General features: G+C 66.9%; 28 protein-coding genes. 22 read left to right on the top strand and 6 right to left on the bottom strand.

Features of this window, described 5'->3' with window-relative positions; genetic code table 11:
- Together ACK4ZD_RS11140 and ACK4ZD_RS11135 are read left to right on the top strand one after the other, a co-directional pair.
- Window positions 1-861, top strand: a complete 861-nt coding sequence (locus ACK4ZD_RS11140) for an alpha/beta fold hydrolase (RefSeq protein WP_409661809.1) — start codon at window positions 1-3, stop codon at window positions 859-861.
- A gap of 40 nt (window positions 862-901) precedes the next feature.
- Complete coding sequence (locus ACK4ZD_RS11135) at window positions 902-1,174, top strand: hypothetical protein (protein WP_409661807.1); 273 nt, start codon at window positions 902-904, stop codon at window positions 1,172-1,174.
- 1 nt (window position 1,175) lies between these two features.
- Here the strand turns inward: ACK4ZD_RS11135 and ACK4ZD_RS11130 are convergent, their stop codons facing one another.
- Genes ACK4ZD_RS11130 through ACK4ZD_RS11120 form a run of 3 tightly spaced genes read right to left on the bottom strand, consistent with a single transcriptional unit; the run spans window position 1,176 to window position 3,491 of the window.
- Window positions 1,176-1,997, bottom strand: a complete 822-nt coding sequence (locus tag ACK4ZD_RS11130) for a glycosyl transferase (protein WP_409661804.1) — start codon at window positions 1,995-1,997, stop codon at window positions 1,176-1,178.
- 50 nt (window positions 1,998-2,047) lie between these two features.
- Entirely contained in the window at window positions 2,048-2,821 is a 774-nt protein-coding gene (locus tag ACK4ZD_RS11125) for a hypothetical protein (protein WP_409661802.1), read from the bottom strand.
- Window positions 2,822-2,834: 13 nt separating this feature from the next.
- The gene (locus tag ACK4ZD_RS11120) at window positions 2,835-3,491 is read right to left on the bottom strand and encodes a TetR/AcrR family transcriptional regulator (RefSeq protein ID WP_409661799.1); all 657 of its coding nucleotides are present in this window, start codon (window positions 3,489-3,491) and stop codon (window positions 2,835-2,837) included.
- A gap of 134 nt (window positions 3,492-3,625) precedes the next feature.
- Here ACK4ZD_RS11120 and ACK4ZD_RS11115 point away from each other — a divergent pair, with 134 nt between their 5' ends.
- The 19 genes from ACK4ZD_RS11115 (at window position 3,626) to ACK4ZD_RS11025 (ending at window position 17,565) form a co-directional block, all read left to right on the top strand.
- Window positions 3,626-4,579: an ABC transporter ATP-binding protein gene (locus ACK4ZD_RS11115; protein ID WP_409661797.1), complete on the top strand. Its 954-nt coding sequence runs from the start codon at window positions 3,626-3,628 to the stop codon at window positions 4,577-4,579.
- A complete protein-coding gene (locus tag ACK4ZD_RS11110) occupies window positions 4,576-5,364 on the top strand; it encodes an ABC transporter permease (RefSeq protein WP_409661794.1) in 789 nt (262 codons plus the stop codon). The genes ACK4ZD_RS11115 and ACK4ZD_RS11110 overlap by 4 nt, the downstream gene beginning before the upstream one ends.
- 24 nt (window positions 5,365-5,388) lie before the next feature.
- Window positions 5,389-5,652 (top strand): BolA family protein, encoded by a 264-nt coding sequence (locus ACK4ZD_RS11105; protein ID WP_409661791.1) that lies wholly within the window; start codon window positions 5,389-5,391, stop codon window positions 5,650-5,652.
- A gap of 107 nt (window positions 5,653-5,759) precedes the next feature.
- On the top strand, window positions 5,760-7,025 hold the full coding sequence (gene murA, locus ACK4ZD_RS11100; RefSeq protein ID WP_409661788.1) for a UDP-N-acetylglucosamine 1-carboxyvinyltransferase: 1,266 nt from the start codon (window positions 5,760-5,762) through the stop codon (window positions 7,023-7,025).
- 14 nt (window positions 7,026-7,039) lie between these two features.
- Window positions 7,040-7,681 (top strand): ATP phosphoribosyltransferase, encoded by a 642-nt coding sequence (gene hisG / locus ACK4ZD_RS11095; protein WP_409661785.1) that lies wholly within the window; start codon window positions 7,040-7,042, stop codon window positions 7,679-7,681.
- 3 nt (window positions 7,682-7,684) lie between these two features.
- Window positions 7,685-9,007 (top strand): histidinol dehydrogenase, encoded by a 1,323-nt coding sequence (gene hisD / locus ACK4ZD_RS11090; protein WP_409661782.1) that lies wholly within the window; start codon window positions 7,685-7,687, stop codon window positions 9,005-9,007.
- On the top strand, window positions 9,004-10,080 hold the full coding sequence (gene hisC, locus ACK4ZD_RS11085; protein ID WP_409661780.1) for a histidinol-phosphate transaminase: 1,077 nt from the start codon (window positions 9,004-9,006) through the stop codon (window positions 10,078-10,080). Before hisD ends, hisC begins: the two co-directional genes overlap by 4 nt.
- Before the next feature lie 3 nt (window positions 10,081-10,083).
- A complete protein-coding gene (gene hisB, locus ACK4ZD_RS11080) occupies window positions 10,084-10,689 on the top strand; it encodes an imidazoleglycerol-phosphate dehydratase HisB (protein WP_409661777.1) in 606 nt (201 codons plus the stop codon).
- Between the two features lie 11 nt (window positions 10,690-10,700).
- Window positions 10,701-11,345, top strand: a complete 645-nt coding sequence (gene hisH, locus ACK4ZD_RS11075; RefSeq protein WP_409661774.1) for an imidazole glycerol phosphate synthase subunit HisH — start codon at window positions 10,701-10,703, stop codon at window positions 11,343-11,345.
- 98 nt (window positions 11,346-11,443) lie between these two features.
- Complete coding sequence (gene hisA, locus ACK4ZD_RS11070) at window positions 11,444-12,190, top strand: 1-(5-phosphoribosyl)-5-[(5-phosphoribosylamino)methylideneamino]imidazole-4-carboxamide isomerase (RefSeq protein WP_409661771.1); 747 nt, start codon at window positions 11,444-11,446, stop codon at window positions 12,188-12,190.
- Window positions 12,191-12,199: 9 nt separating this feature from the next.
- Window positions 12,200-12,961, top strand: a complete 762-nt coding sequence (hisF, locus tag ACK4ZD_RS11065; RefSeq protein ID WP_409661769.1) for an imidazole glycerol phosphate synthase subunit HisF — start codon at window positions 12,200-12,202, stop codon at window positions 12,959-12,961.
- Window positions 12,962-13,002: 41 nt separating this feature from the next.
- Window positions 13,003-13,392 (top strand): phosphoribosyl-AMP cyclohydrolase, encoded by a 390-nt coding sequence (hisI, locus tag ACK4ZD_RS11060; protein ID WP_409661766.1) that lies wholly within the window; start codon window positions 13,003-13,005, stop codon window positions 13,390-13,392.
- Between the two features lie 5 nt (window positions 13,393-13,397).
- Window positions 13,398-13,763 carry a phosphoribosyl-ATP diphosphatase gene (locus ACK4ZD_RS11055; RefSeq protein WP_409661763.1) on the top strand — a complete coding sequence of 122 codons (366 nt, stop codon included), beginning with the start codon at window positions 13,398-13,400 and terminating at the stop codon, window positions 13,761-13,763.
- Window positions 13,760-14,182 carry a DUF4870 family protein gene (locus ACK4ZD_RS11050; RefSeq protein ID WP_409661760.1) on the top strand — a complete coding sequence of 141 codons (423 nt, stop codon included), beginning with the start codon at window positions 13,760-13,762 and terminating at the stop codon, window positions 14,180-14,182. The genes ACK4ZD_RS11055 and ACK4ZD_RS11050 overlap by 4 nt, the downstream gene beginning before the upstream one ends.
- 4 nt (window positions 14,183-14,186) lie before the next feature.
- Entirely contained in the window at window positions 14,187-14,534 is a 348-nt protein-coding gene (locus ACK4ZD_RS11045; RefSeq protein WP_409661757.1) for a histidine triad nucleotide-binding protein, read from the top strand.
- A 65-nt stretch (window positions 14,535-14,599) separates the two neighbouring features.
- Window positions 14,600-14,839: a Sec-independent protein translocase subunit TatA gene (gene tatA / locus ACK4ZD_RS11040; protein WP_409661754.1), complete on the top strand. Its 240-nt coding sequence runs from the start codon at window positions 14,600-14,602 to the stop codon at window positions 14,837-14,839.
- A gap of 37 nt (window positions 14,840-14,876) precedes the next feature.
- Window positions 14,877-15,368, top strand: coding sequence for a Sec-independent protein translocase protein TatB (gene tatB, locus ACK4ZD_RS11035; protein WP_409661752.1), 492 nt, complete (start codon window positions 14,877-14,879; stop codon window positions 15,366-15,368).
- Entirely contained in the window at window positions 15,365-16,162 is a 798-nt protein-coding gene (gene tatC / locus ACK4ZD_RS11030; protein WP_409661749.1) for a twin-arginine translocase subunit TatC, read from the top strand. The genes tatB and tatC overlap by 4 nt, the downstream gene beginning before the upstream one ends.
- A 200-nt stretch (window positions 16,163-16,362) precedes the next feature.
- Window positions 16,363-17,565, top strand: a complete 1,203-nt coding sequence (locus ACK4ZD_RS11025) for a maltoporin (RefSeq protein WP_409661747.1) — start codon at window positions 16,363-16,365, stop codon at window positions 17,563-17,565.
- A 137-nt stretch (window positions 17,566-17,702) separates the two neighbouring features.
- Here the strand turns inward: ACK4ZD_RS11025 and ACK4ZD_RS11020 are convergent, their stop codons facing one another.
- Window positions 17,703-18,857 (bottom strand): trypsin-like peptidase domain-containing protein, encoded by a 1,155-nt coding sequence (locus ACK4ZD_RS11020; protein WP_409661745.1) that lies wholly within the window; start codon window positions 18,855-18,857, stop codon window positions 17,703-17,705.
- Window positions 18,858-18,966: 109 nt separating this feature from the next.
- Here ACK4ZD_RS11020 and ACK4ZD_RS11015 point away from each other — a divergent pair, with 109 nt between their 5' ends.
- Window positions 18,967-19,716 carry a Nif3-like dinuclear metal center hexameric protein gene (locus tag ACK4ZD_RS11015; protein WP_409661742.1) on the top strand — a complete coding sequence of 250 codons (750 nt, stop codon included), beginning with the start codon at window positions 18,967-18,969 and terminating at the stop codon, window positions 19,714-19,716.
- 42 nt (window positions 19,717-19,758) lie between these two features.
- On the opposite strand, the gene ACK4ZD_RS11010 is transcribed toward ACK4ZD_RS11015, so the two are convergent.
- Entirely contained in the window at window positions 19,759-20,169 is a 411-nt protein-coding gene (locus ACK4ZD_RS11010; protein WP_409661740.1) for an SET domain-containing protein, read from the bottom strand.
- A gap of 5 nt (window positions 20,170-20,174) precedes the next feature.
- Window positions 20,175-20,356: MFS transporter (locus ACK4ZD_RS11005; protein ID WP_409661737.1), on the bottom strand; the 182-nt coding region annotated here is incomplete at its 5' end.

Genomic DNA, 20,356 nt, shown 5'->3' with positions numbered 1-20,356 from the left:
ATGCCGTTCACATCCCACTACCTGAACTGCGCCGGCCGTGAGATCCACTACACCGAGTGGGGCTCGCAGCACCGCGAGACCGTGATCGCCTGGCATGGCCTGGCGCGCACTGGCCGCGACATGGACGAGGTGGCCGAGCACCTGTCTTCGCGCTACCGTGTCATCTGCCCCGACACCCTGGGCCGTGGGCTCTCGCAATGGAGCCCCGATCCGGTCAACGAGTACAAACTCTCGTTCTACGTGGAGATCGCCACGGCGCTGGTCGACCAGCTCGGCCTGGAGCGTTTCCACTGGCTGGGCACCTCGATGGGGGGGGCGATTGGCACGCTGGCGGCGGCCACCACGCTGCGGGGGCGCATCCGGCGCCTGATCCTCAACGACAACGGTCCCCAGCTGGCCGCGCCGGCCCTCGAGCGCATCCGCGCCTATGCCGGCCAGCCACCGGCCTTCGAGCGCGTGACCGACCTCGAAGCCTTCCTGCGGGTGGTCTACCAGCCCTATGGCTGGCTGTCCGATGCGCAGTGGCGGCGCATGGCCGAGACTTCGGCACGCCGCTTGCCTGATGGCCGCATCACGACCCACTACGACCCGGCCATGGCCCAGCAGTTCGTGCACCACCCGAACGACTATGACCTGTGGGAGGCCTACGACAGCCTGGATCTCCCCGTGTTGTGCCTGCGGGGCGAAAGCTCCGACCTGCTGCTGCCCGAGACGGCCGAAGAGATGCGCACCCGCGGCCCGCGCGCCGTCGTCGTCACCATCCCTGGCTGTGGCCACGCGCCAGCTCTGAACGTCCCTGAGCAGTGGGAATTGGTCGAACGCTTCTTTGCGGCCGGCGATCCGCAGGCCAGCGCAGCCTGAACCGCCCTCCTTGGGGTATCCTGGGGGACCGGAGGAGCCCATGAAACGACGCATCCAACGTCTGTCCCCCCACCAAAACGGCAAGGTGGCCGCGATCACGATGGCGCTCGTGTCGTTGATCGTCTTGGTGCCGCTGACCCTGCTCTTCTGGGGCGGCATGCCGCATGGCGGCCGCCCCCCCTTGATGATGGTCGTGTGGATGCCGCTGTTCTATCTGGTGATCGGCTATCTCGGCACGGCGCTGGCGTGCTGGGTCTACAACCTGGTGGCCGGCTGGGTAGGCGGTATCGAGTACGAAACGCAGGACGTCTGAATCACTCTCGCCAGTACTCCGCGATCCAGGGCACGGGCTTGACGTAGCGGGTGGCATGGCGCCATCGCTGCTTCAGGCTCAGGCCGGGGCGCAGAGCCCCGCGCAAATGTTCCAGTGGGGAGGGGTATTCCGGGGCGTCGGCCGTCCAGCGGCCCACGGCCACGTCGCCAGGGTTGGGGCCGCCGGGGAAGGTCACGATGCGCGCCCCCCGGGGCAACCGGGCCGGCATGACATAGCGCAGCGGGAAGGGCGGCAGGCAATGCAGGCGGAAATGCCGCGTCCAGCCTTCCGGCCAGAGCTTGATGCCGCCGGGCACGGAACTGGTGATGTAGTGCTGCTCGAAGCGATGGCGGTCGGCCACGCCTTGCGGGTCGGCGCGGAAGTTGGCCAGGATGTGCGGGTAGCGGCCCACGGGGAAGCGGAACACCGAGGTCTGGCCCAGGCGCTGCAGAGGCTTGGCCCAGTTGCGCGCCAGGATCACGTCATCGGGGTCGCCGTAGCTGAAGTAGTCGTCCAGTGAGCCGACGATCACGGAATCGAGATCCACAAAGAGGGCCGGGCCGCTCAGGTCGCCCAGGGTTTCGCCCCACAGCACCACCTTGCGCCACTTGCCCATCGTGTGCTGGGGATGGGGACAGCCCAGCTCGGGCAGGTCGAAGGCCTCGACCTCGGGCCGCAGCCCGCGCTTGTCGTCAGTGAAGCACACCACGCGGAAGGGGCCGGTGATGTGTCGCGACACCATGCCGTAGAGCCGGTTGACGTATTCCGGCCCATAGAGGGTGCCCCACTTCACACAAATGATTTGTTTGGGCGTGGACGTCATGGACGGGAGTTTGAAGGAAGGCCGAGCATCTTAACGGGGCGGCCGCCGGCTCACTCTTCGAGCTCGGCCTTGGCCATCTCCACGTCGAGCCGCTCCATGGCGTCCATGGGCTCGCAGGCGGCAGCTTCGGCATAGAGCTTCTCGGCTTCCTTCATCTTCTTGTCGCCTTCGAGCATGACCAGGCCGTTGGCGTATTCCACCCGCGCAATGGCCGAGTGCGGGTTGAGTTTCAGGCCTTCCTTGAACATCTTCAGGCCCACGTCTTTGCTGGCGCCTTGCGTGCGGGCCAGCAGGCTGCCCACCTTGTCGATGACCTCGGCATGGAAGGTGCCCAGAGCAATGTGGGCGTCTGCGTGCTTGGGCTGCAACTGAAGAGTGGTCTCCAGCGCTGTCTTGACCTTCACGCCCAGGCCCTGCGCCAGCGCCTTGGCCACACTGATGCCTTGGCCGTAGCGGCCCAGGGCATAGGCCTGCCAGTACCAGCCCGCCGGGTTGTCGGGCTCGGCTGCTTGCTGGGCCTCGGCGCGTTCGGCCACTTCCATGAACAGGGCCAGGCGGGTTTTCTCGTGCTTCTCTAGATAAGTCGCGTAGATGGCCTGGGCCTTGTTGGCCACCGTGATGCCGGCGCCACCGGCTTTCAGGCCGGCATCGCGGGCCTTTTGGAACTCTCCGGCGTGGTACAGCGCCCACGCCTCCTGAACGGCTTCGTCCTTAGGCCAGGGTTCCGCATCGCCCGCATGCAGCCGCGCCCAGAGCTTCTTCAGCGCCGTCAAGCCGTAGGTGTAGGCGGCGTTGTCATAGGGAAAGGCGGTCCATTTGGCCATGGGGTGTCTCCGGTCAGGGGGCTTGGTAGCGGCCCACCAGGCCCAGCAGGTGGGTCTTCTGGTCGGGCTCGAGGTAGGGCAGCAGCAGGCTCAGCACATGGAAGGCCCCGCGCAGCAAAGCCGCGCCGGCGCTTTCGGGCTCCAGCGCGTGGCGCGGGTCGCGCACGTATTCGTAGCTGAGCCAATAGGTGAGCACCACCACCATCGCGGTGGACACCGACTCGGCCTCGCGGCCGTCCATGCGCAGGGACTGGTGGCGCGACAGCGCATCGAGCACCGTGCGCACCGCGCGCGACTTGTTCTTCAGCACGAACTGGAAGTGCGTCTCGAGCCGGCGGTTCTTGCTCAAGAGGTCGTTGAGGTCGCGGTAGAGGAAGCGGTACTGCCAGATCAGCTCGAACAGCATGTGGAAGAAGAGCCAGGCATCTTCCACGTTGCGCACGTTGTCGGCTGCATGCAGCAGCTCGTGGAGGGCGCGTTCGTAGCGGTCGAACAGGGCATTGATCAGCTCGTCCTTGGCCGGGTAGTGGTAATAGAGGTTGCCCGGGCTGATGTTCAGTTCGGCCGAGATCAGCGTGGTCGAGACATTGGGCTCGCCGAAGCGGTTGAAGAGATCGAGCGTGACTTCCAGGATGCGCTCGGCCGTGCGGCGCGGCTTTTTGGCTTGCATGGTGGCTCCGGGGCATGGGACGCCCCTGCGCCTGCATGCCCGCCGCCAATCTAGCAAATCCGGGCGGGGCCGCAAGCGGGGTCTGTCCGCACGGCCTGCACGCGAAGGCAGCCCTGCCTACAATCGATCAACTTATGTCCGCCGTCAGTTTCCAGCAAGTCAGCAAGACCTACCGCACCGCCCGGGGCCCTGTGCAGGCCCTGCGCGAGGTGAGCTTCGACATCGAGCCCGGCGAGTTCTTCGGCCTGCTGGGGCCCAATGGCGCCGGCAAGACCACCCTGATCAGCATCCTTGCGGGCCTGAGCCGGGCCAGCAGCGGGCGCGTCACCGTGCATGGCCACGATGTGGTGGATGACTACGCGATGGCGCGCCGCCAGCTGGGCATCGTGCCGCAGGAACTGGTCTTCGACCCTTTCTTCAGCGTGCGCGAGGCCTTGCGCATCCAGTCGGGCTACTTCGGCGTGCGCCGCAACGACGACTGGATCGACGAGCTGCTGGACAACCTGGGCCTGGCCGACAAGGCCCATGCCAACATGCGCCAGCTCTCCGGCGGCATGAAGCGCCGCGTGCTGGTGGCCCAGGCCCTGGTGCACCGCCCGCCGGTGATCGTGCTCGACGAGCCCACCGCCGGTGTGGACGTGGAGCTGCGCCAGACGCTGTGGCAGTTCATCGCGCGGCTGAACCGCGAAGGCCACACGGTGCTCCTGACCACGCACTACCTGGAAGAGGCCGAGGCTCTGTGCCACCGCATCGCCATGCTCAAGGCGGGGCAGGTGGTGGCGCTGGACCGCACTTCGGCCCTGTTGTCGGGCCGGGCCAGCACCATGCTGCGTTTCAAGACCGACGACCCCCTGCCGCCTTCGCTGGCCGACGTGGCGCGCGTGACCGGCCGCGTCGCCCAGATCAAAGCCCACGATGCCTTGGAGGTCGAGGAGATTTTGTCCACCTTGCGCCTGCATGGCGTGGCCGTGGAGGATCTCGAGATCGGCCGGGCCGATCTCGAGGACGTGTTCCTGGAGATCATGCAGGCCGACACTGCACCGGTCTTCCTCGACCATCCAAGCCCGCTCGAGGAGGTGCCCGCTTGAAGCCGCTCGACCCCTCGGCCGTCACGCCGACCGCCGGTGTGCGTACGCTGCTCTACAAGGAAGTGCTGCGCTTTTGGAAGGTCAGCTTCCAGACGGTGGCCGCGCCCGTGCTCACGGCGGTGCTGTACCTGCTGATTTTCGGCCACGTGCTCGAGGAGCATGTGCAGGTGTATGACGGCGTCAGCTATACCGCCTTCTTGGTGCCGGGACTGGTGATGATGAGCGTGCTGCAAAACGCCTTTGCCAACAGTTCCTCGTCCTTGATCCAAAGCAAGATCACCGGCAACCTCGTCTTCCTGCTGGTCACACCGCTGTCGCACCGCGACTGGTTCCTTGCCTATGTCGGCGCCTCGGTGATCCGCGGTCTGCTGGTGGGGCTGGGGGTCTTCGTGGTCACGCTGGGCTTTGCCGTGCCGCCCTTTGCGCAGCCCGGCTGGATCCTGGTGTTTGCCGTGCTGGGGGCGGGCATGCTGGGCTCGCTGGGTCTGATCGCCGGCCTGTGGGCCGAGAAGTTCGACCAGATGGCGGCCTTCCAGAACTTCCTGATCATGCCGATGACCTTTCTGGCCGGGGTGTTCTATTCGGTGCATTCCCTGCCGGCCTTCTGGCAGGCAGTGAGCCACCTCAACCCCTTTTTCTACATGATCGACGGCTTCCGCCGGGGCTTTTTCGGTGTCAGCGACGTCTCACCGTGGCTCAGCCTGGCGGTCGTTGGAGTCAGCTTTGCGGCGGTGGCGGCCGTGGCCCTGCATCTGCTCAAGACCGGGTACAAGATCCGGCATTGAGGAATACGGGATAATTCTTCAACCATGGCCGACCCGACCCCTCAGGAAGTGCGCACCTACATCGCCCAGGGGCTCGCCTGCGAGCACCTGGAGGTGGACGGTGACGGCCGCCATTTCTTCGCCACCATCGTGTCGGCCGAATTCGAAGGGCTGTCCCGCGTGGCACGTCACCAGCGCGTCTATCGCGCGCTGGGCGATAGAATGCGCGAGCAAATCCACGCCCTGTCGATGAAGACGCTCACTCCGGCCGAGTGGTCCGCCACCTCGGCTTCCACCCACCACCATTGATCGGCAACCCGCTGCCGCGGCACGGGTTGCAGGCCCCTGGGCGCGGCTGGCGTGCAAACGGGGACTGCCGGGACCGGCGCGGCGCGGGGGCCTGAAGAAGCCCACGCATGGACAAACTCCTCATCCGCGGCGGCCGCCCTCTGTCGGGCGAGATCACCATCTCGGGCGCCAAGAACGCCGCCCTGCCCGAACTGTGCGCGGCCTTGCTCACGGCAGAACCCGTCACGCTGGACAATGTGCCGGCGCTGCAGGACGTGGCCACCATGCTCAAACTGCTGCGCAACATGGGGGTGAGGGCCGAGCGCGATGCCGACTGCCCGGACCGTGTCTGGCTCGACGCCAGCACCGTCACCTCTCCCGAGGCCCCCTACGACCTGGTCAAGACCATGCGGGCGTCCATTTTGGCCCTGGGGCCGCTGCTGGCACGCTTCGGCGAGGCCACGGTCTCGCTGCCCGGCGGCTGCGCGATCGGCTCGCGCCCGGTGGACCAGCACATCAAGGGCCTGCAGGCCATGGGCGCCGACATCCGCGTCGAGCATGGCTACATCCTGGCCAAGGCGCCGGCCGGCGGCCTGCGCGGTGCGCGCATCACCACCGACATGGTCACCGTCACCGGCACTGAAAACCTTCTGATGGCCGCAGTGCTGGCGCGGGGCGAGACGGTGCTGGAAAACGCCGCCCAGGAGCCCGAGATTCCCGACCTGGCCGAGATGCTCATCGCCATGGGCGCGAAAATCGAGGGTCACGGCACGAGCAAGATCCGCATCCAGGGCGTCGAACGCCTGCACGGTGTGACCCACCGCACCATCCCCGACCGCATCGAGACGGGCACCTTCCTGTGTGCCGTCGCCGCCGCCGGCGGTGAGGTGCTGCTGCGCCGGGCGCGCGCCGACCACCTCGACGCCGTGATCGACAAGCTGCGTGAGGCCGGCGCCCGCATCGAGGCTGGAGCCGACTGGATCCGCGTGGCCGCCTCGGGGCGCCTGAAGGCCCAGTCCTTCCGCACCAGCGAATACCCCGCTTTCCCCACCGACATGCAGGCCCAGTTCATGGCGCTGGACTGCGTGGCCGAGGGCACGGCCCGGATCACCGAGACCATCTTCGAGAACCGCTTCATGCACGTCAACGAACTCGTGCGCCTGGGCGCGCGCATCGAGGTGGACGGCCATACGGCCGTGGTGCATGGGGTCGAGAAGCTCTCGGGCGCCACCGTGATGGCCACCGACCTGCGCGCCTCGGCCAGCCTGGTGATCGCCGGCCTGGTGGCCGAGGGCGAGACGGTGGTCGACCGCATCTACCACCTCGACCGCGGCTATGACCACATGGAAGCCAAGCTGCGTGCCGTGGGCGCCGACATCGAAAGAATCCAATGACCCAGGACGCTTCCATGATCACCCTGGCGCTGTCGAAGGGCCGCATCTTCGACGAGACCCTGCCGCTGCTGAAGGCCGCGGGCATCGAGGTCGGGGAAGACCCCGAGAAATCGCGCAAGCTCATCCTGAGCACCAACCGGCCCGACGTACGCGTGGTGCTGGTGCGTGCCACCGACGTGCCCACCTACGTGCAGTACGGCGGCGCCGACCTGGGTGTGGCGGGCAAGGACGTGCTGCTCGAGCATGGCGGCCAGGGCCTGTACCAGCCGCTGGACCTGAACATCGCCCGCTGCCGCATGAGCGTGGCCGTGCGTGACGACTTCGACTACGCCGCCGCCGTGAAGCAGGGCTCGCGCATCCGCGTGGCCACCAAGTACACCACGGTGGCGCGCCAGCACTTCGCCGACAAGGGCGTGCACGTCGATCTCATCAAGCTCTACGGCTCGATGGAGTTGGCGCCGCTCACGGGCCTGGCCGACGCCATCGTCGACCTGGTCTCCACCGGCAGCACCCTCAAGGCCAACCACCTCGTCGAGGTCGAGCACATCATGCCGATTTCCTCGCGCCTCGTTGTCAACCAGGCCGCGCTCAAGCTCAAGCGCGCAACCCTGAGCCCCCTCATCGACGCCTTTGCCACCGCCATTCCCAAGGAGTGAATGATGTCCGTCCAGATCCGCCAGCTCGCCACCACCACGCCGGACTTCGAAGCCGAGTTCCAGCGCGTGCTGCATTGGGCGGCGCAGACGGATCATGCGATCGAGACCCGCGTGGCCGAGATCCTGGCCGACGTGCGCCAGCGCGGCGACGCGGCCGTGCTGGAGTACACCGCCCGCTTCGACGGCCTGAACGCGGCGTCGGTGGCCGCGCTGGAGCTCAGCCCGGCCGAGCTGAAGGCGGCCTTCGAGGCCATCCCGGCCTCGCAGCGCGAGGCCCTGCAGGCCGCCGCGCAGCGCGTGCGGGCCTATCACGAGCGCCAGCTCGAGGCCTGCGGCCGCTCCTGGTCCTACCGCGACGAGGACGGCACCCTGCTGGGCCAGAAGGTCACGCCGCTCGACCGCGTCGGCATCTACGTGCCCGGCGGCAAGGCGGCCTATCCGTCGTCGGTGCTGATGAACGCCATTCCCGCCCACGTGGCCGGGGTGGGCGAGATCATCATGGTGGTGCCCACGCCGAAAGGTGAAAAGAACCTGCTCGTGCTGGCCGCTGCCCACGTGGCCGGTGTGAACCGCGCCTTCACCGTCGGCGGGGCCCAGGCCGTGGCCGCCCTGGCCTACGGCACGGCCACCATCCCGAAGGTGGACAAGATCACCGGCCCGGGCAATGCCTACGTGGCCAGCGCCAAGAAGCATGTCTTCGGCACCGTGGGCATCGACATGATCGCCGGGCCCAGCGAGATCCTGGTGCTGGCCGACGGCAGCACGCCGGCCGACTGGGTGGCCATGGACCTCTTCAGCCAGGCCGAACACGACGAACTGGCACAGAGCATCCTGCTGTGCCCCGACGCCGGCTACATCGCGCAGGTGAAGGCCGCGATCGACCGCTTGCTGCCCGGCATGCCGCGCCGGGACATCATCCGCGCCTCGCTGGAAGGCCGCGGCGCCTTGATCCTCACGCGCAGCATGGAAGAAGCCTGCGAGATCAGCAACCGCATCGCGCCCGAGCACCTGGAGGTGTCGTCGCGGGAGCCCGGCCGCTGGGAGCCGCTGCTGCGCCACGCCGGGGCCATCTTCCTGGGGGCCTACACCAGCGAAAGCCTGGGCGACTACTGTGCCGGGCCCAACCACGTGCTGCCCACCTCGGGCACGGCGCGCTTTTCGTCGCCGCTGGGCGTGTACGACTTCCAGAAGCGTTCCAGCCTGATCGAGGTGAGCGAGCAGGGCGCCCAGGTGCTGGGGACCATCGCCGCCGAACTGGCCTACGGTGAGGGGCTGCAGGCCCACGCCCGGGCGGCCGAGTTCCGACTGAAGGGGGGTGTGCGATGAGCCGCCTCGACACCGTGATGGCGCGCTGGCTGCGCCAGGACGTGCAGGGCATGCATGCCTATGCGGTGCAGGACAGCACCGGCATGATCAAGCTCGATGCGATGGAGAACCCCTTCCGTTTGCCGCTGGCGCTGCAGCAGGCGCTGGGCGAACGTCTGGGCGCCGTGGCGATCAATCGCTACCCCGGCGCGCGCATCGACACGCTGCGCGAGGCATTGGCACGCCATGCCGGTCTGCCGGAAGGCTGTGCGTTGATGCTGGGCAATGGCTCGGACGAGCTCATCAGCCTGCTGGCCATGGCCTGCGACGTGCCTGGCGCCACCATCGTGGCCCCCGTGCCCGGCTTTGTGATGTACCAGATGTCGGCGCAGCTGCAAGGTCTGAAGTTCGTGGGCGTGCCGCTTTCGGCCGACTTCGAACTCGACGAGGCGGCGATGCTGGCGGCACTGGAAGAACACCAACCGGCGCTGCTCTACATCGCCTACCCGAACAACCCCACGGCCAACCTCTTCGATGACCGCATCGTCGAGCGGTTGATTGAGGCCGCGCCGGGTCTGGTGATCATCGACGAGGCCTACCAGCCCTTTGCCAGCCGCAGCTACATCGACCGCCTGGCCCGCCATGAGCACGTGCTGCTGATGCGCACGATGAGCAAGTTCGGCCTGGCCGGCGTGCGCATCGGCTACATGATGGGGGCGGCCCGGCTGATCACCCAGATCGACAAGGTGCGCCCGCCCTACAACGTGAGCGTGCTCAACGCCGAGGCGGCGCTGTTTGCGCTGGAGCATGCCGACGAGTTCGCTCGCCAGGCGGCTGTGCTTCGCGAGGAGCGCGCCCGGCTGATCGAAGCGCTGAAGGCTCTGCCCGGTGTGACCCCCTTCCCCAGCGAGGCCAACATGGTGCTCGTGCGCGTGCCCGACGCCGACCGCGCCTTTGCCGGCCTGAAGCAGCGCGGCGTGCTGGTGAAGAACGTTTCTAGAATGCATCCCTTGCTTGCCGCTTGCCTGCGCCTGACCGTGGGCACGCCCGACGAGAACCAGCGCCTGATCGCCGCCCTGCGGGAAAGCCTGTAAACCATGAGCACTACTGCCATGCCGCGCGTCGCCGACGTCACGCGCAACACCAACGAAACGAAGATCCGCGTGGCCGTCAACCTCGACGGCAGCGGCCAGGCCAAGCTGCACACCGGCATCGGCTTTTTCGACCACATGCTCGACCAGATCGCCCGTCACGGGCTGATCGACCTGGAGATCGAGTGCCAGGGCGACCTGCACATCGACGGCCACCACACGGTGGAGGACGTGGGCATCACCCTGGGCCAGGCCGTCGCCAAGGCCGTGGGCGACAAGAAGGGCATCCGCCGCTATGGTCATGCCTATGTGCCGCTGGACGAGGCGCTGTCGCGGGTGGTGATCGACTTCTCCGGTCGGCCGGGCCTGCACATGCACGTGCCTTTCACGGCCGGCATGATCGGCGGCTTCGACACCCAGCTCGCCTTCGAGTTCTTCCAGGGCTTTGCCAATCACGCCCTGGTGACGCTGCACATCGACAACCTCAAGGGCGTGAACGCGCACCACCAGTGTGAGACGGTCTTCAAAGCCTTTGCACGTGCCTTGCGGGCCGCGCTCGAACTCGACCCACGCAGCGCCGGCGTCATCCCTTCCACCAAAGGCTCGCTCTGAGTAAGCGCACCATGAGCACCGTGGCTGTCGTCGACTACGGCATGGGCAATCTGCGATCGGTGTCGCAGGCCGTGCTCCATGTGGCGCAGGGTTCGGGCCTGGAGGTGATCGTCACCTCGCGCCCCGAGGAGGTGTACGCCGCCGAGCGCGTCGTGCTGCCCGGCCAGGGCGCCATGCCTGATTGCATGCGCGAGCTGCGTGATTCCGGACTGCAGGAGGCCGTGCTGCATGCAGCCGCCCACAAGCCGCTGATGGGTGTGTGCGTGGGCATGCAGATGCTGCTGTCGCGCAGCGAGGAGGGGCCCACCGACGGCTTGGGCTTGATTCCCGGCGAGGTGGTGCGCTTCCAGCTCGAAGGTCAGATCCAGCCCGATGGCAGCCGCTACAAGGTGCCGCAGATGGGCTGGAACCAGGTCTGGCAGGCCCGGCCGCACCCGATGTGGGCCGACGTGCCCGATGGCGCCTGGTTTTACTTCGTGCACAGCTTCTACGCGCGCCCGGCCGATGCGGCCCACAGTACCGGGGAAACCGAGTACGGCGTGCGCTTTACCTGTGCGGTGGCCCGGGATAATATTTTTGCGACGCAATTCCACCCCGAGAAAAGCGCCGATCACGGCTTGGCCCTGTATCGCAACTTCCTGAGCTGGAAGCCCTGACATCGCCCGAGACCGTCGCCCCTTCCCCGAGCGCCGCTGCGGTGCCCGAGCCCTCTTCCGTCATCCCGCCTCCACCCCACCCCCACTCGACTTCGGCTATGTTGCTGATCCCCGCCATCGATCTCAAAGACGGCCAATGTGTGCGCCTCAAGCAGGGCGACATGAATGATTCCACCACCTTCGGCGAAGACCCGGCGGCGATGGCACGCCGCTGGGTCGATGCCGGGGCGCGCCGCTTGCACCTTGTGGATCTCAACGGGGCCTTTGCGGGCAAGCCGGTGAACGAACCGGCGATCAAGGCCATTCTGGCCGAGGTCGGGGACGAGATCCCCGTGCAACTGGGTGGCGGCATTCGCGACCTCGACACCATCGAGCGCTACCTCGACGATGGCCTGAGCTACATCATCATCGGCACCGCGGCGGTGAAGAACCCTGGCTTCTTGAAGGACGCCTGCACCGCCTTCGGCGGCCACATCATCGTGGGCCTGGACGCCAAGGACGGCAAGGTGGCCACCGACGGCTGGTCCAAGCTCTCGGGCCATGAGGTCGTCGACCTGGCCAAGAAATTCGAGGACTACGGCGTCGAGGCCGTGATCTACACCGACATCGGCCGCGACGGCATGCTCACCGGCATCAACATCGACGCTACCGTGAAGCTGGCCCAGGCCCTGAGCATCCCGGTGATCGCCTCAGGTGGCTTGAGCAGCCTGGCCGACATCGAAAAGCTGTGTGCGGTCGAGGACGAGGGGGTCGAGGGCGTGATCTGTGGCCGCGCCATCTACACCGGCGCGCTCGACTTCGCCCAGGCCCAGAAGCGCGCCGACGAACTCAACGGCGGCGCCTGAAGCAGATCCATGCTGGCCAAACGCATCATCCCCTGCCTGGACGTCACCGGTGGCCGTGTCGTCAAGGGCGTCAACTTCGTCGAGCTGCGCGATGCCGGCGATCCGGTCGAGATCGCCGCGCGTTACAACGAGCAGGGCGCCGACGAGCTCACCTTCCTGGACATCACGGCCACCAGCGACGGGCGTGACCTGATCCTGCCCATCATCGAGGCGGTGGCCTCCCAGGTTTTCATCCCGCTCACCGTGGGCGGCGGCGTGCGCACCGTGGACGACGTGCGCCGCCTGCTCAACGCCGGGGCCGACAAGGTCAGCTTCAACTCGGCCGCTGTGGCCAACCCGCAGGTGATCCGCGAGGCCTCGGCCAAGTACGGGGCGCAATGCATCGTGGTGGCCATCGATGCCAAGGCCCGCGCCGACGGCAGCGGCTGGGACGTCTACACCCATGGCGGACGAAAGAACACCGGCCTGGACGCCGTGGCCTGGGCCCGGCAGATGGCCGAGTATGGTGCTGGCGAGATCCTGCTCACCAGCATGGACCGCGACGGCACCAAGAGCGGCTTCGACCTGGCGCTGACCCGGGCTGTGAGCGATGCGGTGAGCGTGCCAGTGATCGCCTCGGGCGGCGTGGGCCATCTTGAGCACCTGGCCGACGGCATCCAAAAGGGTGGAGCCGACGCCGTGCTGGCCGCCAGCATCTTCCATTACGGTGAATACACCGTCGAGCAGGCCAAGGCCCTGATGGCTTCAAGGGGAATCCCGGTGCGGACTTGATGCCGCGTGGGGCTGTCACCCATGGTTGCTACACTGTGCCGATGAGCTGGCTCGACGACGTGAAATGGAACCAGGACGGCCTGGTGCCGGTGATCGCCCAGGAGGCGCACACCAAGGACGTTCTGATGTTCGCCTACATGAACCGAGAGGCCCTGGCCGAGACGGCCCGCCGCGGCGAGGCCGTCTACTGGAGCCGCTCGCGCGGCCGCCTGTGGCACAAAGGTGAGGAGTCCGGTCACATCCAGAAGGTGCACGAGATCCGCCTGGATTGCGACGCCGACGTGGTGCTGCTCAGCGTCACCCAGCTCGGCCATGAGCCGGGCATCGCCTGCCACACGGGCCGGCATTCCTGTTTTTTCCAGGTTCTGCGCGATGGACAGTGGGTCACGGTCGATCCGGTCCTGAAAGATCCGCAGAGCATCTACCGGTGAAGGTCATGGGGGCTGCGCACTCTGTCTCGTCCCAAGACGTCCTGGCCCGCCTGGCCGAGGTCATCGAGTCGCGCAAGGGCGGCGACCCGCAGGCTTCCTACGTGGCTCGGCTCTTCCACAAGGGCACCGACGCCATCTTGAAGAAGGTGGGCGAGGAAGCCACCGAGACCGTGATGGCTGCCAAGGACGGGGACCGGCAGAAGATCGTCTACGAGGTGGCCGACCTGTGGTTCCACTCGATGGTCGCGCTGGCGCAGTTCGGGCTCAAGCCGTCGGACGTGCTGGCCGAACTGCAGCGCCGCGAGGGCCTGTCCGGGCTGGAGGAGTTCGCCGCCCGAACGGCCCGTGAACGTCGGGAGTCCGGTGCATGAGCGCCCCGTCCGACCCCGGTGAACATTCGCCGGTGAGCGAGATCTTCGGCCCGGGCGGCCGCCGCGACGACTCGCTGCGCACCCTCGGCCACCTCAGCTATGCCCTGCACGCCATCGTCGCCGTGGGGGCGGTGATCCCGTCGTTCCAGCCCAGCGTGCTGCTGCTGGTGGCGGCCTTCATCCTCGACCTGATCAAGCGCAACGAAGCGGCCGGCACCTGGCAGGCCTCTCACTTCCGCTGGCGCATCCGCAGCGTGCTGTGGGCCGCTGGCCTGTATCTCCTCACGCTGCCGCTGTGGTTCCTGCTCATCGTGCCGGGCTGGATCGCCTGGTGTGTGATCTCCATCTGGTTCCTCTACCGCGTGGTGCGCGGCTGGCTGGCCCTGAACGACCGCAAACCCATGCCTTTGCCGACCTGACCCCATGAGCCAAGATCCGAACTGCATCTTCTGCAAGATCGTTGCCGGCCAGATCCCCTCGAAGAAGGTCTACGAGGACGAGGAACTGCTGGCCTTCCATGACATCCGGCCGCATGCGCCCGTTCATTTCCTGATCATCCCCAAGCTGCACGTGCCCTCCCTGTGGGAGGTGGGGCCCGAGCACCAGGCCCTGCTGGGGCGCATGCTCACGCTGGCCCCGCGCCTGGCCCAGGAACAAGGCGCGGGCAACGGGTTCAAAACCCTGATCAACACCGGGCCCGACGGCGGTCAGGAGGTCTACCACCTCCATGTCCATGTCATCGGAGGCCCACGCCCCTGGCGCGTGGGATGAGGCCCCGGCCCCGCGAGGGGGCAGGGCAAAGCCGTAGAATCGTCAGACCTTCCTAGGAGTACATCATGGGTACCTTCAGCATCTGGCACTGGTTGGTCGTGCTGTTGATCGTCGTGCTGGTGTTTGGCACCAAGAAGCTCAAGAACATCGGCTCGGACCTCGGCAGCGCCGTCAAGGGCTTCAAGGACGGCATGCGCGACGGCTCCAGCAGCGGCGAGGCTACCGCCCCGGCGCAGCAGGTCACCGCCGAGAAAACCCAGAACGCCGGCACCACGATCGACGTCGAAGCCAAGACCAAGTCCTGAGCTGCAGTCGCCGCAGGCTTCGTGAGGGCACGCGTCCATGATTGATTTCGGCTTCGACAAGCTGGCCCTGATCGGGGCGGTGGCGCTCATCGTCATCGGCCCCGAGCGGCTGCCCAAGGTCGCCCGCACGGTGGGCCACCTGCTGGGCAAGGCGCAGCGCTACGTGGCCGACGTCAAGGCTGAGGTCAACCGCTCCATCGAGCTCGAAGAGCTCAAGAAAATGAAAACCGAGTTCGAGGACGCTGCCCGCAATGTCGAGCAGACGGTCTCGCAGGAGGTCCACGCCGTCTCCAGCGACTTCGACAAGGCCTGGTCGGAGGCCACCGCAGGCCTGTCTTCGTCCTCCGGCAGCCCTTGGGAGCCCTCGCCCCCGGTGTACAAGCCTCCCCGTAAAAATTGGCGCATCAAGCGCAGCGCCGTGCCCCAGTGGTACCGCCAGCGCCACGGCGTGCGCTCCAGGGTGCAGTCCGGGGCCGCGCGGGTGGCACGTTTTCGGCCTCCGAGAGTCTCCTCCAAGGCAGGTCCGTGAGCCAGGATCCCCAGCAAGACCGTCCCGACGAACTGGACGGCACCGAGCAGCCCTTCGTCTCCCACCTGATCGAGTTGCGTGACCGCCTGATCCGGTCGCTGATCGCGGTGGGCATCGTCTTTGGCCTGCTGTTCCTGTGGCCCAGCCCCTCGGGCCTGTACGACCTGCTGGCCGCGCCCCTGGTGGCCCACCTGCCGCAGGGCTCGACGATGATCGCCACCAACGTGATCTCGCCCTTCATCGTGCCGCTGAAGATCACGATGATGACGGCCTTCCTGATCGCCTTGCCCTATGTGCTTTACCAAGTCTGGGCCTTCGTTGCGCCGGGGCTGTACTCGCACGAGAAGAAGCTCGTGCTGCCGCTGGTCATCTCCAGCACCATCTTGTTCCTGCTGGGGGTGGCCTTTTGCTACTTCTTCGTCTTTGGCCAGGTCTTCAGCTTCATCCAGAGCTTTGCGCCCAAGAGCATCACGGCGGCGCCCGACATCGAGGCCTACCTCAGTTTCGTGCTGACGATGTTCTTGGCCTTCGGCCTGACCTTCGAAGTACCCATCGTCGTGGTGGTGCTGGTGCGCATGGGGGTGGTCGGCATCGACAAGCTGCGCAGCTTCCGCAGCTACTTCATCGTGCTGGCCTTCATCATCGCCGCCATCGTCACGCCGCCCGATGTGATCTCCCAGCTGGCCCTGGCCATCCCGATGTGTTTGCTCTACGAGGCCGGCCTGTGGGCCGCCCAGGTGTTCGTCAAACACACCCGCGCCCCCGACGCAGAAGAAGACCTCGCGGCCAAGTAGCGCTGCACCTCCTTCAAAACCCCGTCTGTCCTGGCGACCCGCATCCCGCCGCAGCGGTCGTTCGGGCGCGCCTGCCCGCCCTCAGTGTTAACCATGTATTAAGACTTTAAGAATAATTAAATAATCGTGCCGGCCTTCAGGGCGATCCTGTCCGGAAGGTTCCCCAACCAGAGCAACCAGAAGCACGAGGAGTCTTAACAATGGATAAACAAGTTCGCCGTCTCGCGGGATGCATGGCCTTGGCCGCAGCAGCCGGCTTCGTGGCCCCCCAGGCCCTGGCCCTGGAGAGTCACGGCTATTTCCGCGCCGGCCCTGGGGCCACGAAGAAGGATGCCGCCCGCGCCTGTTACGGCCTGCAGGGCCCGGGCCTGAAGTACCGGCTGGGCAATGAGTGTGATTTTTACGGGGAGTTCTTCCTCAGCGAAAGCTTCAAGGTCGGCGATGTCGACACCAAGATCCAGTTCACGCCCAATCTCTACAACGCCGGTACCGACACCAACGATGCGAAGTTGGGGCTGGCCGAGATGTTCGTCGAGGGCAAGGGCTTCGACATCGCGCCGCAAGCCAGTTTCTGGGTGGGTAAGCGCTACCATGCCCGTGCCGACGTGCATATCGTCGATACCTTCTTCACCCTCCAAGATGGGGTGGGGGCCGGCATGCGAGGCCTCTCCGCGGGACCGGGCAAGTTTTCACTGGCCTACTTCCGCACCGACGACGGTGTGGGCGGCACGGCGGGCGACCAGCCGGGCCACCGTGTGAGCGCCGAGTGGTATGAGCTGCCCGTCAATGCCGGCGGCAAGCTGCGCCTGGTGGGGACCTACACCAAGGGCAGCTTTTCGGGCGGCCAGGACGGTGTGGCGCTGACGGTGCAGCACAACCAGGAGAACTTTCTGGGCCTGGGCGGGGGCAACACCCTGTGGCTGCAGTATGCGCAGGGCTCGGCCAACCTCAACACCGGCTTCGGCGATCTGTCGGCGGGCTCGGGCCGCAAGGGTTTCCGGATCGTTGACGCCATCACCTGGCAGCGCGGCGCCTTCGGCGGGCAGGCGATGGCGCTGTGGCAGACCGACCGCCTCGAGGGCGGCGACAAGGTCAACAGCCTCTCGCTGGGCGGCCGGGCCTCCTATGCCCTGACCCGGCACTTCAAGATGGTGGCCGAGCTGGGGCATTCCCAGCGCAAGCCCGATGGGGGGGCAGCCCAGAAGCTCACCAAGTTCACGCTGGCGCCCACCCTGAGCACCGGCCCTGGGTTCTGGACCCGTCCGGAGCTGCGCCTGTATGTCACTACCGCCAAGTGGAATGATGCGGCCAATGCAGCGGCCGGAGCCGGCGGTGTGACAGGCATCGGGGATGGCAAGACCTCAGGCACTAGCTTTGGCGCTCAGGTCGAGGTGTGGTGGTGATGGATGGAACCCGGATCCGGCAATCCGACCGCTCGCGTGCGCGTGCGCGTGCGCGTGCGCGTGCAGCGGCGTGTGGGCGCTGCCCCGATCGAGCCGCCCGCGGGCGCGCTCAACTGCCGGACCTAGGTTGAAGCGGCTCAGCGGCTCCGCGCAGCAGGCGCGACGCTTGGCCGCTGACCGACCCGCACTTGCACCGTCGTGCGTTGCTCGCCGCGCTGGATCGAGAGGGTCGCCAGGCTGTCCGGGCGCAGCGCGGCAACGGCGTTGAGCAGCTGAGCCGTGTTGCCGACCGCTTGGTCCGCCACGGCCAAGACCACGTCGCCGGGCCGGATGCCCGCTTGCTGCGCCGGGCCTCCTTGGAGCACGCCGGTGATCAGCACCCCCTCGCGGATCGGCAGGTTGAAGGTCTGGGCGAGTTCAGGCGTGAGATCCTGGGGTTCCACGCCGATCCAGCCCCGCGTCACGCGGCCGTCGCGGATGAGGCTTTCCATCACCTGCCGCGCCGTGTTGGCGGGGATCGCAAAGCCGATGCCCATGCTGCCGCCCGAGCGCGAGTAAATGGCGGTGTTGATCCCCATCAGGTTACCCGCCACGTCGACCAAGGCGCCGCCGGAGTTGCCGGGGTTGATGGCCGCATCGGTCTGGATGAAGTTCTCGAAGGTGTTGATGCCCAGCTGGTTGCGGCCCAGGGCACTGACGATGCCCGAGGTGACGGTCTGGCCCACGCCGAAGGGATTGCCGATGGCCAACACGACGTCGCCGACCTGCAGTGCCGCGACGTTGCCGAAGCTGATGGCAGGCAGGTCGGGCAGGTCGATCTTGAGCACGGCCAGATCGGTCTCGGGGTCGGTGCCCACGACTTGGGCGCTGGCCTTGCGGCCGTCCACCAGACTGACCTCGATGTCGTCGGCGCCCTCGATGACGTGGTTGTTGGTGAGCAGGTAGCCCTCGGGCGCCACGATGACACCCGAGCCCAAGCCGGTCTGGGGCTGGTCATCCGCCGGGTCGCCGAAGAAGAAGCGGAACCAGGGGTCGTTCAAATGGGGGTTGCCCACCGGGGCCTTGCTGGTGGCGATGTTGACCACCGAGGGCGAAGCTCGCTTGGCCGCTGGCGCCAGGCTGCCAGGCGCGTGGTCCTGATTGAGCAGGACGGGCGTCTCGGTGATCGTGATGGTGGGGATCACGCTGCCGGGGGGCCGACGCAGCCATTCGGGCTTGAGCGTGGCCACGACGAAGAGCACCGCCACCGCCACCGTGACGGCTTGCGAGAAAATCAGCCAGGTTCTGCGCATACAGTGAATGAAAGGACGCCCGATGAGCTGCCTGCAATCCGGCACGGGCCCCACCGGGGGCCTGCACGCTGCAAGCCTGGTCCCGGGCGGCAGGGGGGAGGCCTGAGGCATGATCCACCGCGATGAATTCGGCGCGCAGGTGCACGCCTTGCTGGAGGCGGATCGTTTCCGTGATTATGGGCCGAACGGTCTGCAAGTCGAGGGCCGCCCCGAGATTCGCAAGCTCGTCAGCGGCGTGACGGCCAGCCTGGCCCTGATCGAGGCGGCGGCCCGGGAAGGAGCCGATGCGATCCTCGTGCACCATGGTCTGTTCTGGCGCGGTCAGGATGGACGGGTGACGGGCTGGATGAAACGACGCTTGCAGGTGCTGCTAGGCCATGAGATCAACCTCTACGCCTACCATTTGCCGCTGGATGCCCATCCGCAATGGGGCAACAACGCCCAACTGGGGCTGAAACTCAAGCTGTCGGTGCAGGGGCGCTTCGGTGAGCAGGATCTGGGCTTTCTGGGGGTGCCGGCCCAGCCGCTCACCGTGGCCGCCCTCTCGGCCTTGTTGCAGTACCGGCTGGGTCGCGCGCCGGTGGTGGTGGAGGGGGACGGCCGACCCATCCGCCGGGTGGCCTGGTGCACCGGCGGGGCCCAGGGCTATTTCGAGGCGGCGATCGCGGCTGGCGCCGACGCCTTCCTGACCGGCGAAATCTCCGAGCCCCAGGCTCACTACGCCCGCGAGACCGGGGTGGCCTACTTCGCTTGCGGCCATCATGCCACCGAACGCTTCGGGGCGGCCGCGCTAGGGAGCCATTTGGCCGAGCGCTTCGGCCTGGAGCACCAGTTCATCGACATCGACAACCCAGCCTGAGATCCGATGCCCGAGCGTTGCCCCGGCGGTCGAGGGCCTGGCCTACAGGCGCCCGATGCAGCCGGGCGCCCCACAGCGGCAGACCATGCCGCCTGGGTGATGGGTTTCGCCGTAGTGAGCGGTGAGTTCCTCGCCCGGTGCGATGGCGCGCAGGGCATAGAACTCCACCCGGCCCTGGCGGATGCGCAGCACGGTGTTGGGCCGGCACGAATGGTTCGTGTAGCGCATCGGGTCGGTGGACCTTGACGCATCGATGGCTTTGCGGTCGGACACCTCCACCATCATGATGCGCTGCAGGCCGCGCACACGGCGCCGCGCTTCCGACACGCTGATGGACTCGCCGCGCAACTCACCGATTTTCTTGTAGGCCGGGATGGGTTCAGCGGCAAAGACGCCGCGGCCGTCGATGCGGCTGGCCGCGACGATCACGGCGAATTTCAGGGCGTTGTGCACGGCTGTCAGCGGGGCTCCAAGGTCTCGGCGATGCGTCGCGTGACCCGTGGGGGCTCTTGCCCCAGATGGAAGGCCAGGCGGCGCTCACGCAGGTGCACGTCGGCAGCGGTCACGCGGTCGAAGCGCCGCAGGTGCTCGACCCAGGACTCGTCGATGAAGTACTCGGTGTACAGGCCCGGGTCGTTGA

The organism is Caldimonas sp. (assembly GCF_046291045.1).
Taxonomy (GTDB): domain Bacteria; phylum Pseudomonadota; class Gammaproteobacteria; order Burkholderiales; family Burkholderiaceae_C; genus Caldimonas.
The sequence above is the reverse complement of the archived record's forward strand: the minus strand, read 5'-3'. Positions and strand labels throughout refer to the sequence as shown.

Bases quoted from the DNA above. Each gene is read 5' to 3' on its own strand.
- hisD (WP_409661782.1), top strand. From the start codon at position 7,685: ATGTCCGTCCAGATCCGCCAGCTCGCCACCACCACGCCGGACTTCGAA.
- ACK4ZD_RS11135 (WP_409661807.1), top strand. From the start codon at position 902: ATGAAACGACGCATCCAACGTCTGTCCCCCCACCAAAACGGCAAGGTG.
- hisA (WP_409661771.1), top strand. From the start codon at position 11,444: ATGTTGCTGATCCCCGCCATCGATCTCAAAGACGGCCAATGTGTGCGC.
- hisB (WP_409661777.1), top strand. From the start codon at position 10,084: ATGAGCACTACTGCCATGCCGCGCGTCGCCGACGTCACGCGCAACACC.
- ACK4ZD_RS11025 (WP_409661747.1), top strand. From the start codon at position 16,363: ATGGATAAACAAGTTCGCCGTCTCGCGGGATGCATGGCCTTGGCCGCA.
- ACK4ZD_RS11015 (WP_409661742.1), top strand. From the start codon at position 18,967: ATGATCCACCGCGATGAATTCGGCGCGCAGGTGCACGCCTTGCTGGAG.
- ACK4ZD_RS11140 (WP_409661809.1), top strand. From the start codon at position 1: ATGCCGTTCACATCCCACTACCTGAACTGCGCCGGCCGTGAGATCCAC.
- ACK4ZD_RS11105 (WP_409661791.1), top strand. From the start codon at position 5,389: ATGGCCGACCCGACCCCTCAGGAAGTGCGCACCTACATCGCCCAGGGG.
- ACK4ZD_RS11130 (WP_409661804.1), bottom strand. From the start codon at position 1,997: ATGACGTCCACGCCCAAACAAATCATTTGTGTGAAGTGGGGCACCCTC.
- ACK4ZD_RS11125 (WP_409661802.1), bottom strand. From the start codon at position 2,821: ATGGCCAAATGGACCGCCTTTCCCTATGACAACGCCGCCTACACCTAC.
- ACK4ZD_RS11045 (WP_409661757.1), top strand. From the start codon at position 14,187: ATGAGCCAAGATCCGAACTGCATCTTCTGCAAGATCGTTGCCGGCCAG.
- ACK4ZD_RS11120 (WP_409661799.1), bottom strand. From the start codon at position 3,491: ATGCAAGCCAAAAAGCCGCGCCGCACGGCCGAGCGCATCCTGGAAGTC.
- hisF (WP_409661769.1), top strand. From the start codon at position 12,200: ATGCTGGCCAAACGCATCATCCCCTGCCTGGACGTCACCGGTGGCCGT.
- murA (WP_409661788.1), top strand. From the start codon at position 5,760: ATGGACAAACTCCTCATCCGCGGCGGCCGCCCTCTGTCGGGCGAGATC.
- hisI (WP_409661766.1), top strand. From the start codon at position 13,003: ATGAGCTGGCTCGACGACGTGAAATGGAACCAGGACGGCCTGGTGCCG.
- hisG (WP_409661785.1), top strand. From the start codon at position 7,040: ATGATCACCCTGGCGCTGTCGAAGGGCCGCATCTTCGACGAGACCCTG.
- ACK4ZD_RS11055 (WP_409661763.1), top strand. From the start codon at position 13,398: ATGGGGGCTGCGCACTCTGTCTCGTCCCAAGACGTCCTGGCCCGCCTG.
- ACK4ZD_RS11050 (WP_409661760.1), top strand. From the start codon at position 13,760: ATGAGCGCCCCGTCCGACCCCGGTGAACATTCGCCGGTGAGCGAGATC.
- tatA (WP_409661754.1), top strand. From the start codon at position 14,600: ATGGGTACCTTCAGCATCTGGCACTGGTTGGTCGTGCTGTTGATCGTC.
- hisC (WP_409661780.1), top strand. From the start codon at position 9,004: ATGAGCCGCCTCGACACCGTGATGGCGCGCTGGCTGCGCCAGGACGTG.
- ACK4ZD_RS11115 (WP_409661797.1), top strand. From the start codon at position 3,626: ATGTCCGCCGTCAGTTTCCAGCAAGTCAGCAAGACCTACCGCACCGCC.
- tatB (WP_409661752.1), top strand. From the start codon at position 14,877: ATGATTGATTTCGGCTTCGACAAGCTGGCCCTGATCGGGGCGGTGGCG.
- hisH (WP_409661774.1), top strand. From the start codon at position 10,701: ATGAGCACCGTGGCTGTCGTCGACTACGGCATGGGCAATCTGCGATCG.
- ACK4ZD_RS11020 (WP_409661745.1), bottom strand. From the start codon at position 18,857: ATGCGCAGAACCTGGCTGATTTTCTCGCAAGCCGTCACGGTGGCGGTG.